Here is an 18,969-nt window from a genome sequence, read left to right as displayed (position 1 = left end):
AAAGAGGTAATTATCAAATGTTTATTTATAGCAAAAAGAAAGGATGTCTCTCAGACAGATAAATCCATCTGAAAAACATCCTATAAAATTTCTAATATTTGTGTCTTTTAAGTTGCTTTCTTGTTACTTGTTTGTCGCTTATGTGTTACTTATCCAGCGAAATCAAGCACATTTCAGAGCAACCCACAACTCTTGAAACCCAGTAACTATGCGATTGTACCAATCGCATTGCCATTCTTCCAAGTTTCCAAAAGTCCCACATATTATCTCTTTGAGAACTGTGGTGCACGTCTCGCAGCTTTAAGACCGTATTTCTTTCTTTCTTTCATTCTTGGATCTCTTGTTAAGTATCCTGCTTTCTTAAGCACTGGACGGAATTCTCCATCTACATGTAATAACGCTCTAGCGATACCATGTCTTACAGCACCAGCCTGACCTGTATATCCACCTCCGTGAACATTTACAAGTACATCATATTTGTCTACTGTTTCAGTAGCTACTAATGGCTGACGAACGATAACTTTTAAAGTTTCAAGTCCGAAATATTCGTTGATATCTCTTTTATTTATAGTAATCTTACCAGTTCCTGGTACTAAATATACTCTAGCAATACTTTTCTTTCTTCTTCCTGTTCCATATAACTTAGCCAATTTTGTTTCCTCCTTTCAACCTACAATTAAAATGTTAATACTTCTGGTTTTTGAGCTTCATGTCCATGCTCAGCACCTGCGTAAACGTGAAGTTTCTTGTACATTGTTCTTCCTAAAGGTCCTTTTGGAAGCATTCCCTTAACAGCAAGCTCAACTACTCTTTCAGGTTTCTTTGCTAACATTTCTTTTAAAGTAGTTTCTTTCATTCCACCAACATAATCGGAATGGTGATAGTAGATCTTTTGATCTAATTTCTTTCCACTAACTTTAATCTTCTCTGCATTAATTACGATTACATAATCACCTGTATCAACATGAGGAGTAAAAACTGGTTTGTTCTTTCCTCTTAAAACTTTCGCTATTTCTGATGATAAACGTCCTAACGTACAACCTTCAGCATCAACTACATACCATTTTCTTTCAATCGTCTCTGGACTTGCCATAAAACTTTTCATCGGTAAACCTCCTTAAATATTAAACAATATTGGTTTCAAAAAATGTTTTTGTCCATAAACATTTTTATTATATTTATATATATAAAAAAGTCTTCCGGGGCATTGGTAGACATTTTTACGCTATGTCACATTTAGTTATTTTACTATAGCAAATATAGTATGTCAACGTTTTTTTCACAAATTATTCTTTTTTCCTAAGTCAAATTCCTTTATAAAACCCACATATTTCATCATCATACTTTACTTCTTGAAAATAATCCTTCGCTGTGATGTTAATATCATTTTGTTTTCCTATTTCACTCACAGCCGCACTTGCTATTATAAGTATGCTTAATGAAAAACATAATTCAATAACCTTTCGTTCCCCAAAACCTCTTTTTGCGTTTTCTCCTCTTCTAATCGAAAAAAATAGATTTGAGCTACCAAAAATAAGAATATAAATCAAAAAACTGATATTACGAGACCATCCTTTTGATACAATCAATTGAATGTATGTACTAGTCGATAGGCAAAGTAGGATTACAAAAGCTACTGAAATCAAACTAAAAAATACTCTATTTATCCATTTGGCAACTTGCGACTGTCCAAAGAATAAAGGTGTTTGACTTAATTTCAAAATTACGCGTTCACTTTTCCACTTCCAAACAATCGTATCTATAATATCCGTACCTAGTAACAGGCAAGTGAATAATCCCACTGCCATTAGACCTAGCATAATAGAAGAATCCATCAAAAGAAAGAATCCACCTTCCATCTTTGCCATTCCATATATCGCTCCTATAATCAAAGCTATGATTGCACTATGAAGATAAAGTGCCTTATCTCTTAAGCTCTTTACTTGATGATAACGATAACTATCTAAATCCATTTCCTCTAACTGTAAATCCTCTGTCATATAGATTTGGTAATTTTGTCCTTCACAAACAAAGTTCCATCCCAACTGTTCTCTATACTTTTGTTCTTCCCACCTTTGAAAATGATTTACCCCTAATATAACCCGATATCTTACATTACATTCTTTGCATTTCTTAAAAAACATTTGATGATTATTCGTCTCAAGCAATTGGTATCCTTTGTTTGCCATTTTAGTTAAGTAAGCTTCTATCTCATCTGTGTGATAAACATTAAAAAAATGAAATACCCTCTTATCAAAATCCCTCTTCATGTATTTTCTCCCCTTTTTATATATTTTTTCTTAGACGTATTCAATACTCACCAATGTAAGTCCCTTCGCTGGCGCCGTAGGTCCTGCTAAACTTCGATCACACCCTTTTATCATAGCAGGTAAGATATCTGGATCTAGCCTTTTCATTCCAATTTCCATTAATGTTCCTGCTATGATTCTTACCATATTATAGAGAAATCCATTTCCAATAACCCGAATTACTATCATATCTCCAACTTCCTCTACCGTAAGTGAATAAATCTCTCGAACGGTACTTTCTACTTGTAACTTTGCTGTGGCAAAGCTTCTAAAGTCATGCTCCCCAACTAAATATGATGCAGCTTCTTGCATTCGCTTAATATCCAATGGATAATGTTCAAAGTGCGCGATGTTTCGAAGGGTAGGAATGGGAAAGGTTCTGTTTACGATTTTATATTCATAAGTTTTTCTCGTGTTGCAAAAACGAGGATGGAAATCAGGTGCCACCTCGCAAGATCCTTGAATTCTAATATCTTCTGGAAGGATACGATTTAGTGCAAACGCGATCTTTTCCCCTGGAATTCGTGTATTGGTATCAAATACTGCTACATTGCCCATAGCATGGACTCCCGAATCCGTTCTGCTTGCTCCAATTACCTTTATGGGTTCATTTAAAAGCTCAAAAAGCTTCTTATTTAATACTTCTTCTATTGTTATTGCATTTGGCTGAATCTGAAACCCACAATAGTTAGTTCCTTCATAAGCCACAATCATTTTTACACGTTTCATTTTTACCTCTATAACACATTGAATTTCTAAATGTTATGCGATTTATTTTAAAGCACAATCTCCATTGCTATAATTGCAGCAAAATAAAGGACAAAGATTGCATACGCACGATAATCGTTTACCTGATATAAAAGCGGTTTCATCTTCGTTCTGCCTTCTCCTCCGCTATAGCATCTTGCTTCCATTGCCATTGCTAAGTCATTGGCTCTTCGAAATGCTGATATAAAAAGAGGTACGAGAAGTGGTACAAGGCTTTTCGCTTTTTTAACTAAGTTTCCGCTTTCAAAGTCTGCTCCTCTTGCAATTTGCGCCTTCATTATTTTATCGGTTTCCTCTAATAAAATAGGTATAAATCGAAGTGCAATCGACATCATCATAGCAATCTCATGTACGGGAACCTTAATCTTTTTTAATGGTCCAAGCAGACTTTCTAGTCCATCCGTCAATTGATTTGGTGTTGTTGTTAGCGTCATCATGGAAGAACCAATAATTAAATAAATCAAGCGTATTGCCATGAACAAAGAGATTCTAAGTCCCTCTTTCGTTATGGTAAAAATCCAGAATTCTACCAAAGGTGTGCCCTTTGTTAAAAATAAATTAAACAATACGGTAATCATTAATAACATAATGATTGCTTTTAGCCCTTTTATGATAAAACGAAACGGAACCTGAGAAGCCTTAATCACTCCTACTAAAAATAAGGTCACGACGATATATCCTAAAAAGTTATTAAATAAAAATAAGGATATGATATAAGCCAAGGTCCCCACCAACTTGGTTCTAGGATCAAGCTTGTGTATCACAGAATCCTTTGGATAGTATTGTCCTATTGTTATGTCTCTTATCATTTCTTCACCTGTTATTCATTAAGTATAGAAGCTTTCTTCTCATTCTATCGATTTTTAAATACACGAAGTATTTCCTCTTTTGCTTCTTCAATTGTTGTTACATTTACATTTACTGGAATATTCTTTTCCCTTAGACGATTCATAATATAAGTCACCTGTGGTGCAGCAAGTCCCATTTCTTCTAGTTCTAAATAATGCCCAAAGACTTCCTTTGGTGTATCATCATATTTGACTTCTCCCTGATTCATTACAATCAGTCTATCTACGTACTTTGCTACATCTTCCATGCTATGGGATACTAATATAACGGTCATATTTGTCGTTTCATGAAGGGTTTTAATCTGTTCTAAGATCTCATCTCTTCCCTTTGGGTCAAGCCCTGCAGTTGGTTCATCCAATATTAAGATATCGGGTTTCATAGCAAGCACTCCTGCAATTGCTACTCGTCTTTTTTGTCCACCCGATAGCTCAAATGGGGATTGATAAAACAAATCCTCTTCAAATCCTACCATTTTTAGAGCTTCATAAGCACGAAGTTGCGCTTCCTTTTCTGACAAGCCTAAGTTTCTTGGTCCAAAGCAAACATCTTCAAATACATTTACTTCAAACAGTTGATGTTCTGGATACTGAAAGACTAGTCCTACTTTACTTCTTAGTTTCTTCTTATTAAAGTCAGAATCACTGATATCTTCTCCATTATAATATATACTGCCAGATGTAGGCTTTATCAATCCATTAAAATGCTGAATCAATGTTGATTTGCCAGATCCCGTATGTCCAATGATTCCAATAAACTGTCCATCTTCAATGACCAAGTTAATATCCTTTAAGGCATGAAGCTCATACGCAGTTTCACTTCCATATATATAATTTACTTTATCTAATATAATTGACATATCTCATTCACCAACTCATCTATTGTTAGAATCCCATCTGATAAAGAAACCCCAGATTCTTTTAATTCTTCTGCAAGTAGGGTTACCTGTGGTACATCCAGACGGTATTGTTTTAGTTCATCAACTCTTGAAAATATTTCCTTTGGTGTGCCTTCCATAACAACACTTCCCTGATCCATGACATAGACTTTATCTGCGCCTATTACCTCTTCCATGTAGTGCGTTATCAAGATCACTGTGACTCCTTCTTCCTTATTGAGTCTTGTAATGGTATCAATGACTTCTTTTCTACCATTTGGATCAAGCATTGCAGTCGGTTCATCTAATACAATGCATTTTGGTTGCATGGCTACAATTCCTGCAATCGCCACACGTTGTTTTTGTCCGCCCGATAGCTTGTTGGGAGAATGCTTTCGAAAGGATAGCATATTAACAGCTTTTAACCCTTTTTCTACTCTTTCCCAAATCTGTGGCGTTGGAATTCCAATATTTTCAGGCCCAAATCCAACATCCTCTTCCACTACCGTTCCAATAATCTGGTTGTCTGGATTTTGAAACACCATTCCTGCTGTTTTTCGTATCTCCCATAGCTGATCGATGTCTTTTGTATCCTTACCATCAATCCAGATATCGCCTTCTGTTGGTTGCAAGATTGCATTCATATGCTTTGCAAGAGTGGATTTGCCAGAACCATTATGACCTAGTATTGCCACAAAATCTCCTTGTTTAATCTCTATATTTACTTCATTGACAGCGCGATTGATTGCTTCTACATTGCCTTCTTCATCACGTCTGATATATTCAAATACTAAATTCTTTGATTTAATAATTCCCATTTTACTACCTCAATGCTAAATCAGCTTGTTTGAGCCAATTGTCTAGTTACGATAAGTTTAATTGTAATCTAATTCATTGTCAACTGCAATACTTTTTATGATAACAATCCTTTTGTCCTGCTAAAAAAACTTAATTATCATATACTTTAGATTGTACCCATAATACTAAAATTACTTCGAAGTAGGATTAAATTTCGTTCGTTCCTGCATAATCTGAAAAGGTTGTAAATGGTGCAATAAATCCTAACTTGTTGGATACAAAATCCTTACCTACTGAACTAGAGAATAGCCAATTTAAAAAGTCAATAGATGCTTGTTGTTTCTCAGTAGATACCTGACTGTTGATTGCAAAATAATTTTCAGTTCCAACGCAAAGTCCCTGATTTTCTTCGCCTGTTACGCCTGTATAGATTGGTAAATATTTAATATTTTCAGCCTTTACAACATTACCGTCTACGCCATTGATCTGTGACCAAGCCCAGTTACCATTTTGAACCATAGCACATTTACCTAATGCAAATTCTGCCATAGAATCATCAACTGTCTTTCCTCCTAATAATGTAGGTGCTACAGTTGAATTGTTGGTATATAAGTCAAAAATATTCTTATAGTTATCTGCATACTTAAATTCAATTTCATCTGCCGCAAGACCTGCTAAAATAGTATTATCAAAGCTCTTGTTATCAGCAAATTCATAATATAATGGTAAATTAGCAAGATGCGTCTGCCATCTCCATTGATTTCCTTCTGCTAAAGAAGTGTTTGCAAATACTCCATCAATACCTAAATCAGCTGCATGTTTTTGCATATCTTCAACTACTGATTTAAGGGTATCAAAACTCTTAATCTCAGTCGTCGATGAAATACTTACCGCTTTATCAGCTAAAGCAAAATACTTTTGCATAATCTCATCATTGTATATGATTCCATAGCCTTCTACTGCGTAAGGAACACCATATACTCCTTCACCCTCGGTTACGGCTAAGCTTTTATCAGATAAACTTTTATATAAATCTGTATCACTTATATCAAGACAATAATCCTTCCAAGACTGATAGCCTACAGGGCCATTAATTTGGAAAATAGTTGGTGCATCCGTCTTAGCTATTTCAGACTTTAATGTTGTTTCATAAGTTCCACTCGCTGCCGTTACCACCTTTACTTTAACTCCAGTCTCTGCCTCGTATCTGGTTGCGATTTCATCATATATGTCTGCAATCTCTGGTTTGAAGTTTAGGAAATAAATTTCTCCTGATCCTGATGTATCGGAAGTATCCTTCGCTTCTTCAGTCCCTGATTCTGCGGTGTTCGTATCCCCTTTATTGCTGGATTCTTCTACTTTACCTTCACCACAACCAGTTAATAGAGTTGCAATCATCGCTGCTGACATGGCAAGTGCTGCCAACTTTTTGAACTTTTTCATATTCTTTTACCCTCTCTCTCTGATATTGATTGTTGCGTATTACTATGTAGAATTCTATTACAATCACTGTTTTTACATTTTTCGATAACGGTATCGGTAGCGTTATCGGTAACGTTTTCAGTAATCTTACATTTATACTAACATACCCTAACCTATATTGCAATATACTTTTGAATATTTTGTATGTTATCTCTATATTGAACTTGTCATTTTTGGTAAATAGTTCTAAAAAAGCTTTTGCAAATGACATCGTCTGTCCTGCAAAAGCTTTTTTCTATTCTAGCTTATTCCTTTATAATATCAAATAAGCCTTTTACCGTTGGATAAATCTGTTTGAATTTGTTATATTTTTCTTCATATTTTTGTACCAATTCATTCGTTGGTTCAATTGTATCTACAACTTTTACTATTTTTTCTGCTGCTTCTTCTACGCTAGTATACTCTTTGTTTGCTACAGCTGCAAGCATTGCACTTCCAAGCGCAGGACCTTCTTCACTTTCAATTACATCAACCTTTAGATTTAATACATTGGCAATGATTTTCTTCCACAAAGGACTCTTTGCACCACCACCGCATATCTTCGTTCTCTCTATCTTAATTCCTAAGGATTTGGCCACTTCTAAAGAGTCACGTATTGCAAACGCAACGCCTTCTAATACAGCTTGCGTCATATCTGCTCTTGTTGTGTCCATCGTCATTCCGATAAAAGTACCTCTGGCATCTGGATTATTATGTGGAGAGCGCTCTCCCATTAAGTAAGGAAGAAAATAAACCTGACTTCCTCCAAGCTTTGTAATCTGTGCTTGCTCATTCTGATAATCCTTTGTACCAATGATACCATCCATCCACCACTTATTACAAGAAGCTGCACTTAGCATACAACCCATTAAGTGATAAGAACCATCAGCATGTGCAAACGCATGTAACGCATTGTTTTCATCCACTCCAAATTCTTTGCTAGAGATAAAAATGGTACCAGAAGTTCCAAGGGAGATATTGCATCTTCCATCCCCTACTGTTCCTGTTCCAACTGCTGCTGCTGCATTATCACCTGCACCTGCTACAACCTTACACTGTGTACTTAATCCAAGTTCATTTGCTACCTCTGGCTTTAAGGTTCCAACCACATCATAGCTTTCATACAATTTTGGCATCTGTTCTTGTGTCACACCACAAATAGCAAGCATTTCTTTTGACCAGCATTTATTCTTTACATCCATTAAAAGCATGCCTGACGCATCGGAGTAATCAGTGCAATGGACGCCTGAAAGCTTATATGCAATGTAATCTTTTGGAAGCATAATCTTGTTAATCTTTTCAAAAAGCTCAGGCTCGTTTGCCTTTACCCATAATAACTTTGGTGCAGTAAATCCTGCAAACGCAATATTTGCTGTATATGCAGATAGCTTATCCTTGCCAATTACCTCATTTAGATAATTAGTCTCTTTACCTGTTCTTCCGTCATTCCAAAGAATTGCAGGACGAATGACTTGATCGTCTTGATCTAAAATAACAAGCCCATGCATCTGACCGCCAAAACTAATTCCAGCCACCTTATTTTTATCAAAATCCTTTGTTAACTCTTTGATTCCTTCTGTTACACCTTCCCACCAGTCTTCTGGCTTTTGTTCTGACCAGCCTGGCTTAGGAAAGTAAAGCGGATATTCCTTTGACACAACATTTTTAATCGTTCCATCTGCTTCCATTAAGATCAGCTTTACGGCTGATGTTCCTAAATCGACTCCAATATATAGCATATGTTCCTCCTATTTGAATGGATTTTCTGTTTTATAAAGCATTGATTTTGGTTGATTAAAACCAATTTCCGAAACTTCAACACCTACATATTTAAATACTTCGTACAACGCCTTTCCAAAGTGTCCAAAAGCAACCGCTCCATGATGTGGATAATTTCCTTCTACTAGTACATGACGATAAAATCTTCCCATTTCTGGAATCGCAAACACACCAATTCCTCCAAAAGAACGAGTCGCTACTGGTAACACCTCTCCATGAGCAATGTAGCCACGAAGCTTTGCATCTGCTGTACTTTGTAAACGAAAGAATGTAATATCTCCTGGAACAATATCGCCTTCTAATGTTCCTTGGGTTACTTCTTCTGGTAGATTTCTAGCCATAATTAACTGATATTTCATGGAGCAAAAAGATAGCTTGCCAGCCGCTGTATTACCACAATGAAATCCCATAAAGGTATCATTTAAGGTATAGTCATATTTATCTTTAATCTCTGACTCAAACATATCCTTTGGTACGGTATTGTTAATATCTAGTAATGTAACGGTATCTTTTGATACCACTGTTCCAATGAATTCACTTAATGCACCATAGATATCAACTTCACAAGAAACTGGTATTCCCATAGCGGTAAGACGACTATTCACATAGCAAGGTACAAAACCAAACTGTGTTTGGAAAGCTGGCCAGCATTTTCCTGCTATCGCTACATACTCTCTAGAGCCTTTGTGTGCTTCTACCCAATCCAACAAGGTAAGCTCATATTGTGCAAGCTTTGGTAAAATCTCAGGCTTCATGTTGCCTTTTCCAAGCTCTTCTTCCATGCTCTTTATGACTGCTGGAATTCTTTCATCCCCAGCATGTTTGTTAAATGCTTCAAATAAATCAAGTTCTGAGTTTTCTTCTATCTCAACACCAAGGTTATATAACTGTTTGATTGGTGCGTTACAGGCAAGAAAATCTTGTGGACGAGGACCAAAGCTTATAATCTTTAAATTGTTTAGACCAATGATTGCTCTTGCAATTGGTGCAAATTCTTCAATCATGTTAGCAATATCCTTGGCATCTCCCACTGGATATTCTGGTATGTAGGCTTTGATATTACGAAGCTTTAAGTTATAGCTAGCATTTAGCATACCGCAATAAGCATCGCCACGTCCTTGTATCAAGTTGTCGCCTGTTTCCTCTGCTGCGGCAACATACATTACTGGTCCATCAAAATATTTTGCCAAAAGAGTTTCTGGTGTCTCTGGTCCAAAGTTGCCAAGATAAACAACAAGAGCATTACATCCTGCCTCATTTACATCTGCAAGTGCTTTTTTCATGTCTACTTCGCTTTCTACTACGACTGGACATTCATATATGGTACCTTTTTTACTATATTCTGCTACTACTGCCTTTCGTCTTCCCTCTGACAATGACATTGGAAAACAATCACGACTTACTGCTACAATCCCCAATTTTAATTCTGGCATATTTTTCATTTTTCTTCTCCTTTACCGTTAAAAAGCGTGACTGAATCACACAAAACCTTTTTATCAGTCGCTCTTTTAAAGTGATTCGTGGCACTTTTACTTAATTAGTTTACTCACTAAACTAATTATGATATAATTATAATCGGAAAGAATATTAAGGTCAATATATTCTTTTTTTTATCGTAAAATAAAGTTATAAATTAGGATATTTTTCGTTTATAATAGAAACTAATTTAACAAAAGGAGAAACTAAATTATGTTGACTGGAAGTAAAGAACTGATTCGCGATATCAATACCTCGTTAGTAACAGACTTAATTATAGAAAAAGGGCCTATTTCGCGTGCTGCTATTGCAAAAGAGCTAGGTCTTACAAAAGCTACCATATCAGCTATTGTACAAAATCTCTTAGACCGTAAATTAGTAGAAGAAATCGGAACCGCTCACGCTCCCTCTGGTAGAAAGCCTGTGCTCCTTAACTTTTGCTACGATTGTGCCTATGCTATTTCTGTCGATGTATCGGCGTCCCATATCAGCGTATTGTCAGCTAATCTTGCTGGAGGCAATTGTAATCTGGTACAATACCCTACTTTAAATAGCAAAGAACATATTATAGAAGAACTTATTGCCTGTATTGACAAGCAAATGAAACAAATCAAAGCCTCTTCATATGGAGTCATTGGTATTACATTAGGAATTCATGGCATCACCAATCACAATCAAGTTCTCTTTACCCCTTATTCTCCCTATACAGGAATTGATTTTGCATCTGCATTGCAAACTTATTTTAATATACCTGTGCTTGTAGAAAATGAGGCTAATCTTTCTGTCTTGGGTGAATATACCTTTCACTATCCAATCAAGAACATGATAGGAATCAGCGTTCACACGGGAATTGGTCTTGGAATTATAATTGATGGACAATTATATCATGGCTTAAATGGATATGCTGGAGAATTTGGTCACTCTATTATTGAACTCGATGGCCGAATGTGTCCATGTGGCAATCATGGGTGTTTTGAACAATATGCATCAGAACGTGCTATTTTGTCAGAACTTGCTAAAATAAAGAATTTGAGTCAAGTTTCAATCGACGACTTTGTTAAACTTTACACAATAAAGGATAAGGATACAATTCACATCATGGATCTATTTGTTAAATATATGTCTATAGGAATTCGAAACATTATCAATACCCTAAACCCTGAGTTAATTGTAATCAACAGCTCATTTACAATGAACTTTCCTTATATTATTGATTTGATTCAATCCTCTCTTACAAGCACCATTCATAAATCATGTCCGATTGTACCTTCAAAGCTTCAAGATATGTCCATTTTACTTGGTGGAATCTGTATGAGTCGAAATAACTTTCTGTGCTAGCTATTCTATTAATAATATGTTACTTTCCGACATATTTTTTTCGTATATGGATATTTTTTTGTATAATTTTTTTCAGGCAATATTATTGACACTTTTTTAACAATATTGTATAATGAGATTGTTAAAAAGTTATCAATTATATTTTTTATAAATTAAACTTGTAATGAGTAATGGAGGATATCAGTTATGGCAAAAAAAGACCAGGTAGCTAACGAAACAGTTTCAACATTAGTAGATAGTGTTGACAAATTAATAGCAAAAATGACTCAAATGAAAGAGGCACAAGAAATATTTGCTACTTACACACAAGAACAAGTTGATAAAATCTTCTTCGCTGCTTCAGTAGCTGCAAACATGCAAAGAATTCCTTTGGCAAAAATGGCTGTAGAAGAAACTGGCATGGGTATTGTAGAAGATAAAGTAATCAAAAACCACTATGCTGCTGAATATATTTATAACGCATATAAAGACACAAAGACATGCGGTGTGATTGAAGAAGATCTTGCGTTTGGAATTAAAAAAGTTGCAGAACCAATTGGTTTAATTGCCGCTGTTATTCCGACCACAAACCCAACTTCTACTGCAATTTTCAAAACATTATTAGCTTTAAAGACTAGAAATGCAATTATCATTTCTCCACATCCACGTGCAAAGAACTGTACGATTGAAGCTGCAAGAGTTGTATTAGAAGCTGCTGTAAAAGCAGGTGCTCCAGAAGGTATCATTGGATGGATTGATGTGCCATCACTTGAATTAACAAACGAAGTTATGAAAAATGCAGATATCATCTTAGCAACTGGTGGTCCAGGAATGGTAAAAGCTGCTTATTCATCTGGCAAACCAGCTCTTGGTGTTGGTGCTGGTAATACTCCTGTTATCATTGATGAGACAGCTGATATAAAACTTGCTGTTAGCTCTATCATCCATTCTAAAACCTTTGATAATGGTATGATTTGTGCTTCAGAACAATCTGTAACCGTACTTGAGAGTATTTATAAAGAAGTTAAGAAAGAATTTGAAGTGAGAGGCTGTTATTTCTTAAAGCCTGATGAAATAGAAAAAGTAAGAAAGACCATTATCATTAATGGTGCATTAAATGCAAAAATCGTAGGTCAAAGCGCTCATACAATTGCAAAACTTGCAGGTGTAGACGTACCAGTTACTACAAAAATTATTATCGGTGAAGTAGAATCCGTTGACATTGAAGAAGAATTTGCACACGAAAAATTATCACCAGTTTTAGCTATGTACAAAGCAAAAACTTATGATGAAGCAATTAAAAAAGCAGAACAACTTGTAGCTGATGGTGGCTATGGTCATACCGCATCTTTATACATTCATCCATCACAGAAAGAAAAAATGGCAATCCATGCTGCTGCAATGAAAACTTGTCGTATCTTAGTAAATACTCCTGCTGCTCACGGTGGTATTGGTGATTTATATAACTTTGCATTGGCTCCTTCTTTAACTCTTGGTTGTGGTTCATGGGGCGGAAACTCTGTTTCTGAAAATGTTGGTGTAAAACACTTAATCAATATCAAAACAGTTGCAGAGAGGAGAGAAAATATGCTTTGGTTTAGAGCACCGCAAAAGGTATACTTTAAGAAAGGTTGTATGCCAGTTGCATTAGATGAACTTGGAACAGTAATGGGTAAAAAGAGAGCTTTCATCGTAACAGATGAATTCCTTTTCAAAAACGGTTATACAAAAGCAATTACAGATAAATTAGATTCAATGGGCATTACACATACTTGCTTTTATGAAGTAGCTCCAGATCCAACTCTTGCTTGTGCAAAAGAAGGTGCAAACGCTATGACTTCCTTCCAGCCTGACGTAATCATCGCTTTAGGTGGTGGTTCTGCAATGGATGCTGCCAAAATCATGTGGGTTCTTTATGAACACCCAGAAGCAGACTTCATGAAAATGGCTATGACTTTCATGGATATTCGTAAGAGAGTATATACCTTCCCTAAGATGGGAGAAAAAGCTTATTTTGTAGCAATTCCTACTTCTTCTGGAACTGGTTCTGAAGTAACACCATTTGCTGTTATTACAGATGAAAAAACAGGTGTAAAATATCCACTTGCTGATTACGAATTAATGCCTAATATGGCAATCATTGATACCGATAACGTAATGAGTCAGCCAAAAGGATTAACTAGCGCTTCTGGTATCGACGTTATGACACATGCAATTGAAGCTTACGTATCAATCTTGGCTTCCGATTATACAGATGGCCTAGCATTAAAAGCAATTAAGAATGTATTCCAGTACCTTCCATCTGCTTACGAAAATGGCGCAAATGATCCAATCGCAAGAGAAAAGATGGCGGATGCAGCTTGTATGGCTGGTATGGCTTTTGCAAATGCATTCCTTGGAATTAACCATTCACTTGCACATAAATTAGGTGCTTTCCACCACTTACCACATGGTGTTGCAAACGCATTGGTTCTTACTGAAGTAATTCGTTACAATGCAGTTGATACTCCTACTAAGATGGGTACTTTCTCACAGTATCAGTATCCACATGCTAAGGAAAGATATTGTGAAATCGCTCGCTTCGTTGGTATCGTAGGAAAGAACGATGATGAAACCTTAGAAAAATTTATTCAAGCATTAGAAGATTTAAAGGAAAAAATCGGCATCAAAAAGACAATCAAGGATTACGGAATTGATGAGAAAGACTTCTTAGCTACCTTAGATGAAATGGTAGAACAAGCATTCAATGATCAGTGTACTGGTGCTAATCCTAGATATCCATTAATGGGCGAATTAAAAGACATTTATTTAAAAACTTATTACGGTAAATAATAAGATAAAGGGAAATCTGCAAAATGTAGATTTCCCTTTTTTCTTAATTCATTTTGATTTGTGTTATTATGCGATTATATACCACTTTGTAGCTATCAATTTTATTCCCACTTAAAAAATTTAACTGCAACAACGCTACATACTATCCCAATTAAGCTTATTAAAATAACACTAAAAAAGACACTCTCTATTGGTAAATCTAATACTGCTGCCTTTAACAACTTAATTCCTTGTGTCAAAGGCATCACATTTGCAAATTTTTGAAGCGAAGCAGGCATTACTTCATAAGGAAGAGTTGCACCTGAAAAGATTAACATCGGAAAATACAATAAGCTTGCAACCGCTCCTGCTATCTTCACATTTGGTGCAATTCCTCCTACCAAAAGGCCGATGCTAAACATAGAAAGCATTACCATAAAGTAAGCTCCTAGAAAAACAACCCACGAACCATGAAATTGAAAGTCAAACAAGATTGCTGCTGTCAAATAGACAAGAATCAGTGACACAATCGAATAAAGTGTATAAATTACAACCTGCACCGCTAAAATAAGACTTGGGCGAACTGGTGTCACTTGAAAACGTTTTAGTATCTTTTTACTACGATAATCCGATACAACTAGAGGTAGCCCCATAACTCCTCCCGCACAAATTGCTATAGTCGCTACTGCTCCAAAGGATTGCTCTAAAAAGCTATAATTGGCTCCCTCAAAGGCTGGGTGATTGCCAAAGACGGCTCCTAGAATCACTACCACAATAATAGGCATGCAAATAGCAAAAATAAACATGTCTAAGCCACGAAGGGATAATTTTAATTCTGAAATAAACAATGCTTTAAACGCTTTCATATTCTTCCTCCTCTTTTGTATACCAAAGGTAGGCATCTTCTAATTGATTAAAGGGACTAGATGAAATTGCTTCTTTCACCGATCCATAAAATATTGTTTTGCCTTTTTTTAGAATCATAATTTTGTCACAAAGCGCTTCCACTTCATCCATATAATGAGAAGTTAAAAAGATGGTAAGCCCCTGCTCTTTCAGTTTTAAAAGTATTTTCCATACCTCTCTTCTAGCCCTTGGGTCCAATCCAGTCGTAAGCTCATCTAAGAATACAACTTCTGGATTCGGTATCAATGAAAGTACAATAAAAAGACGCTGTCTTTGACCTCCTGAAAGTTCACTCACCAGACTCTTTTGCTTTTCCATAAGCCCAAACTGTTTTAATAACTCCAGATAGTCTAGTGGGTTTTTATAAAGGGAGTTACTAACTTTGCATAGTTCATCCACACTAATTCGTTCTTGATAATTGCCTTCTTGGAATTGTACACCAACTCTTTCGAAAAGTTTTTTTCGCTCTTTTTGCGGATTCATCCCAAGGACTGCTACAAAGCCGCTATCTTGTTTTTTCGTGCCTAATATACATTCTATTGTAGTACTTTTGCCCGCTCCATTTGCTCCAAGCAAACCAAATACTTCACCTCTAGATATTTGAAAACTGACTTCATCAAGCACCCTTACATTTGCATAAGATTTGCACAATTTATTTACTTCAATTGTTTTTTCCATATCAAATGGCCCTCCTTTTATTAAAAAGAATAACATCTAGATGAAGTCTGGTGTTATAGTGTAGGGTTTAAAGATGGTCGAAGAATATAACTTTGTGTATTTTACATCATATCTTATGATAAACTTGTATTTTTTTGTTTAATATATACAATTCAATTCGGTTGTAGTATAATAAATTCAAAAGTAACAAAACAATATGAAACAGCAAGACTGTAACCAATTTTATTAAAGGAGGACTTAATTATGGCGCTTGAACAAGTAATCGCTACAAGAAAGAACAAAACAGTTTACCAATCTGGTGATACCGTAGTCAAGATATTCGATGAGAATTTTCCAAAATCAGATGTTTTAAATGAAGCACTAAACCAGTCCAGAATTGAAGAAACAGGTTTAAACATACCAAAAGTACTTGAAGTTTCAAAAATTGATGGCAAATGGGCCATTACCATGGAATATATCAAAGGTAAGACTCTAGCAGATGCCATGAAAGAAAATCCAGACAAGGAAGATAAGTATTTGGAGCAATTTGTTGATTTGCAACTTGAAATTCATTCAAAAAAATCTCCTCTTTTAAATAAACAAAAAGATAAATTTTCACGAAAAATTCAGGCACTCAACTTAATTGATGCCTCTACAAAATATGAGTTACTATCAAGACTTGATGGTATGCCAAAGCATACTAAGGTATGTCATGGTGATTTTAATCCAAGCAATATCATATTATCAGATGAAAAAGCCTATGTGATTGACTGGTCGCATGCAACACAAGGAAATGCCAGCGCAGATGCAGCTAGAAGCTATCTTTTATTTTCTCTTCAAAATGAAGAATTAGCGAAAAAGTATCTAACACTATTTTGCAAAAAAAGTAACACTGCCCTTCAATACGTACAGCAGTGGCTACCAATCGTAGCCGCAACACAACTTGGAAAAGGAAATCCTGAGGAGAAAGAACTCTTAGAAAAGTGGTTAAACGTAGTGGAATATCAGGGATAGTAGCAAAAGATTTTTCCTATAAAAAAGCCGTTGATTTATCATAAATCAGCGGCTTTTAACATTCAAGATTACATTTCTATCCCGTAAAAATATATTTTCCATTCTGTTGATTCTTTTTGCAATTCAATTGTTAGATATTGATAAGAATCTGCTTGAGAATCCTGTTTGAACTCAATCCATACCACACAACTATCACCAATATTTTTATTTTGTATGTCAGTAAGTCCTTTTATGGTAATATCGGATACTGCCTCTGTATCTCCTTGATATACTTCCATTTCTTCACCAAACGCTTCCGATAAATAGGTAGGTAATACCTCTGCATTTTTCCCAAAATAGGCACTCGAAAATCCTTTTACAATTTCTTCAATTTCCTGGGCATCGTTTAAAGTATCATCTTTAGAAGTACTGCTATCGTTATTATTTATCTTATTTTCGGCTTGTGTATCTTGTTCGTTAATAATGTTAGACTCAGACTCTTGCTCTGCATTTTGTATGTCATTGTTATTTACAGATGAGGTAGATGACTCCTTAGTAGTACATGAGACCAAAGTTCCAAGTAATAATGTCAATAAAAGAATTCCAAGGCACATTACTCCACCATTCTTTTTCTCTCTACGATTTAATATTTGAATAAAACGTTTTTTCATAATAACTGTCCCTTCATTAAATTGTGTTGAAATGGCACTTCCTCTATTTAGTTGCTTTTGTAAAGTAGACATAAGAACTTCTGTATACAATTTTTTAGACGCCATGTCTGCTTCCTTAACCACTTCTTCGTCGCAAAACAATTCTAAATCAAGAAATGCTTCTTTTTTTAGCAAATAGACAGCAGGATTATACCAGTGCAACGCTTGAACTAGAACCATAATTAGTTTATAGAATATGTCATTTCTTTTCAAATGAATCAACTCGTGCTTTAAGATAAAGTAACTTTCTTTCTCAGAATAAGATCTCTTTGGTAAAACCATTACAGGATGAAATAAACCAATTATCATTGGACTTGAAATGTTACAATTACTCATCACTTTAAAGTTTTTATTTACTTTTAATTGAGCTGCAATTAAATCTACTTGCTCCAAATATTTTTTATTTACTACAAGAGTACATTCTTTTAACAAAGTAATTTTGTAATACCAATATCCAATAACATGAATTAATATAATAATTATAACCCCTGCAAACCAAATATAGGATACCATCTCAAGCAAATTAAATTGCTCTTTTTGAACTGGTAAAGAAAGGGTAAAAGAAATTCCATCCTTAAACAAGGAGTTACTTGTAGTGTTTGGTATACTAATATCAGGTATATTAAAACGATACTGCCATGTAAAAGCGTTTAGATTAAATGGTATCATCAGACGAGTTGCTAATATCAACCATATCAAATATTTCCATTTCATTGTATATTTCTTGTTAATACGCGAAGAAAACAAGAACACACTTAGGATTATAAATCCTGTTGAAATAGAAACCTCTAATAGAGAAAGAAATACATCTGTTATCATTGCTTCTCCTCCAACTCATCTAGAAATCTTCTTAGCTCTTTAACATCTGCTTCTTTGATTACCTTATTACTATAAAGTGTGGTGATTAGATTTTGTATGGAATTATCATAAATTCTTTCTAAAAAATTCTTACTTTCATGGGCTTTATAATCATTTTCAGATATCATAGCAAAATACTTGTTAGCGCCATCACTTCGATCACACATTACAAAACCCTTATCTGATAACCGAGATAAAGAAGTCATAACAGTAGACAACTGCCATTTACGTCTTTCCTTTAATTTTTCTAATACATAGCTTGATGTAACCGATCTCTTTGCATCCCATATCACTTGCATGATTTCAAATTCAGCTTCTCCTAGACTTTTCATCATTTTCTCCCTTCATTATACAGCCGTATAATTAATAAAGTCATTATACGATGGTATAATGACTTTTGTCA

The 18,969-nt window shown here is 35.2% G+C and carries 17 protein-coding genes; 3 read left to right on the top strand and 14 right to left on the bottom strand.

Going from position 1 to position 18,969, the window contains the following annotated elements; genetic code table 11:
* Positions 1-263: 263 nt before the first annotated feature.
* The 10 genes from rpsI to F7O84_RS18470 all read right to left on the bottom strand — a co-directional run bounded on the left by rpsI (position 264) and on the right by F7O84_RS18470 (position 10,280).
* The gene (rpsI, locus tag F7O84_RS18515; protein ID WP_151148566.1) at positions 264-650 is read right to left on the bottom strand and encodes a 30S ribosomal protein S9; all 387 of its coding nucleotides are present in this window, start codon (positions 648-650) and stop codon (positions 264-266) included.
* Positions 651-676: 26 nt separating this feature from the next.
* Positions 677-1,105, bottom strand: coding sequence for a 50S ribosomal protein L13 (gene rplM, locus F7O84_RS18510; protein WP_151148565.1), 429 nt, complete (start codon positions 1,103-1,105; stop codon positions 677-679).
* Positions 1,106-1,304: 199 nt separating this feature from the next.
* Positions 1,305-2,270, bottom strand: a complete 966-nt coding sequence (locus F7O84_RS18505; protein ID WP_151148564.1) for a DUF2812 domain-containing protein — start codon at positions 2,268-2,270, stop codon at positions 1,305-1,307.
* 30 nt (positions 2,271-2,300) lie between these two features.
* A complete protein-coding gene (gene truA / locus F7O84_RS18500; RefSeq protein WP_151148563.1) occupies positions 2,301-3,038 on the bottom strand; it encodes a tRNA pseudouridine(38-40) synthase TruA in 738 nt (245 codons plus the stop codon).
* Positions 3,039-3,085: 47 nt separating this feature from the next.
* Entirely contained in the window at positions 3,086-3,886 is an 801-nt protein-coding gene (locus F7O84_RS18495) for an energy-coupling factor transporter transmembrane component T family protein (protein ID WP_151148562.1), read from the bottom strand.
* Between the two features lie 44 nt (positions 3,887-3,930).
* A complete protein-coding gene (locus F7O84_RS18490) occupies positions 3,931-4,782 on the bottom strand; it encodes an energy-coupling factor transporter ATPase (protein ID WP_151148561.1) in 852 nt (283 codons plus the stop codon).
* Positions 4,767-5,618 (bottom strand): energy-coupling factor transporter ATPase, encoded by an 852-nt coding sequence (locus F7O84_RS18485; protein WP_151148560.1) that lies wholly within the window; start codon positions 5,616-5,618, stop codon positions 4,767-4,769. Before F7O84_RS18485 ends, F7O84_RS18490 begins: the two co-directional genes overlap by 16 nt.
* 187 nt (positions 5,619-5,805) lie before the next feature.
* The gene (locus tag F7O84_RS18480) at positions 5,806-7,041 is read right to left on the bottom strand and encodes an ABC transporter substrate-binding protein (protein ID WP_151148559.1); all 1,236 of its coding nucleotides are present in this window, start codon (positions 7,039-7,041) and stop codon (positions 5,806-5,808) included.
* Between the two features lie 284 nt (positions 7,042-7,325).
* Positions 7,326-8,798: a xylulokinase gene (gene xylB, locus F7O84_RS18475; RefSeq protein ID WP_151148558.1), complete on the bottom strand. Its 1,473-nt coding sequence runs from the start codon at positions 8,796-8,798 to the stop codon at positions 7,326-7,328.
* 9 nt (positions 8,799-8,807) lie between these two features.
* Entirely contained in the window at positions 8,808-10,280 is a 1,473-nt protein-coding gene (locus F7O84_RS18470) for an L-fucose/L-arabinose isomerase family protein (RefSeq protein WP_151148557.1), read from the bottom strand.
* Positions 10,281-10,527: 247 nt separating this feature from the next.
* Between F7O84_RS18470 and F7O84_RS18465 the strand changes: the two genes are divergently transcribed.
* Together F7O84_RS18465 and adhE are read left to right on the top strand one after the other, a co-directional pair.
* Entirely contained in the window at positions 10,528-11,652 is a 1,125-nt protein-coding gene (locus F7O84_RS18465) for an ROK family transcriptional regulator (RefSeq protein WP_151148556.1), read from the top strand.
* A 186-nt stretch (positions 11,653-11,838) separates the two neighbouring features.
* Positions 11,839-14,463, top strand: coding sequence for a bifunctional acetaldehyde-CoA/alcohol dehydrogenase (gene adhE / locus F7O84_RS18460; RefSeq protein ID WP_151148555.1), 2,625 nt, complete (start codon positions 11,839-11,841; stop codon positions 14,461-14,463).
* A 101-nt stretch (positions 14,464-14,564) separates the two neighbouring features.
* On the opposite strand, the gene F7O84_RS18455 is transcribed toward adhE, so the two are convergent.
* Positions 14,565-15,308, bottom strand: a complete 744-nt coding sequence (locus tag F7O84_RS18455) for an ABC transporter permease (protein ID WP_151148554.1) — start codon at positions 15,306-15,308, stop codon at positions 14,565-14,567.
* Positions 15,295-16,026 carry an ABC transporter ATP-binding protein gene (locus F7O84_RS18450; protein WP_151148553.1) on the bottom strand — a complete coding sequence of 244 codons (732 nt, stop codon included), beginning with the start codon at positions 16,024-16,026 and terminating at the stop codon, positions 15,295-15,297. The genes F7O84_RS18455 and F7O84_RS18450 overlap by 14 nt, the downstream gene beginning before the upstream one ends.
* Positions 16,027-16,269: 243 nt before the next feature.
* Between F7O84_RS18450 and F7O84_RS18445 the strand changes: the two genes are divergently transcribed.
* Positions 16,270-17,019: a phosphotransferase gene (locus F7O84_RS18445; RefSeq protein WP_151148552.1), complete on the top strand. Its 750-nt coding sequence runs from the start codon at positions 16,270-16,272 to the stop codon at positions 17,017-17,019.
* Between the two features lie 68 nt (positions 17,020-17,087).
* Here the strand turns inward: F7O84_RS18445 and F7O84_RS18440 are convergent, their stop codons facing one another.
* Both F7O84_RS18440 and F7O84_RS18435 read right to left on the bottom strand, forming a co-directional pair.
* A complete protein-coding gene (locus F7O84_RS18440; protein WP_151148551.1) occupies positions 17,088-18,527 on the bottom strand; it encodes a M56 family metallopeptidase in 1,440 nt (479 codons plus the stop codon).
* Positions 18,524-18,898, bottom strand: a complete 375-nt coding sequence (locus F7O84_RS18435; RefSeq protein WP_243140947.1) for a BlaI/MecI/CopY family transcriptional regulator — start codon at positions 18,896-18,898, stop codon at positions 18,524-18,526. Before F7O84_RS18435 ends, F7O84_RS18440 begins: the two co-directional genes overlap by 4 nt.
* Positions 18,899-18,969: the final 71 nt, after the last annotated feature.

The organism is Candidatus Galacturonatibacter soehngenii, assembly GCF_008830185.1.
Taxonomy (GTDB): domain Bacteria; phylum Bacillota; class Clostridia; order Lachnospirales; family Lachnospiraceae; genus Lachnotalea; species Lachnotalea soehngenii.
This window is presented reverse-complemented; position numbering and strand designations above follow the sequence as displayed.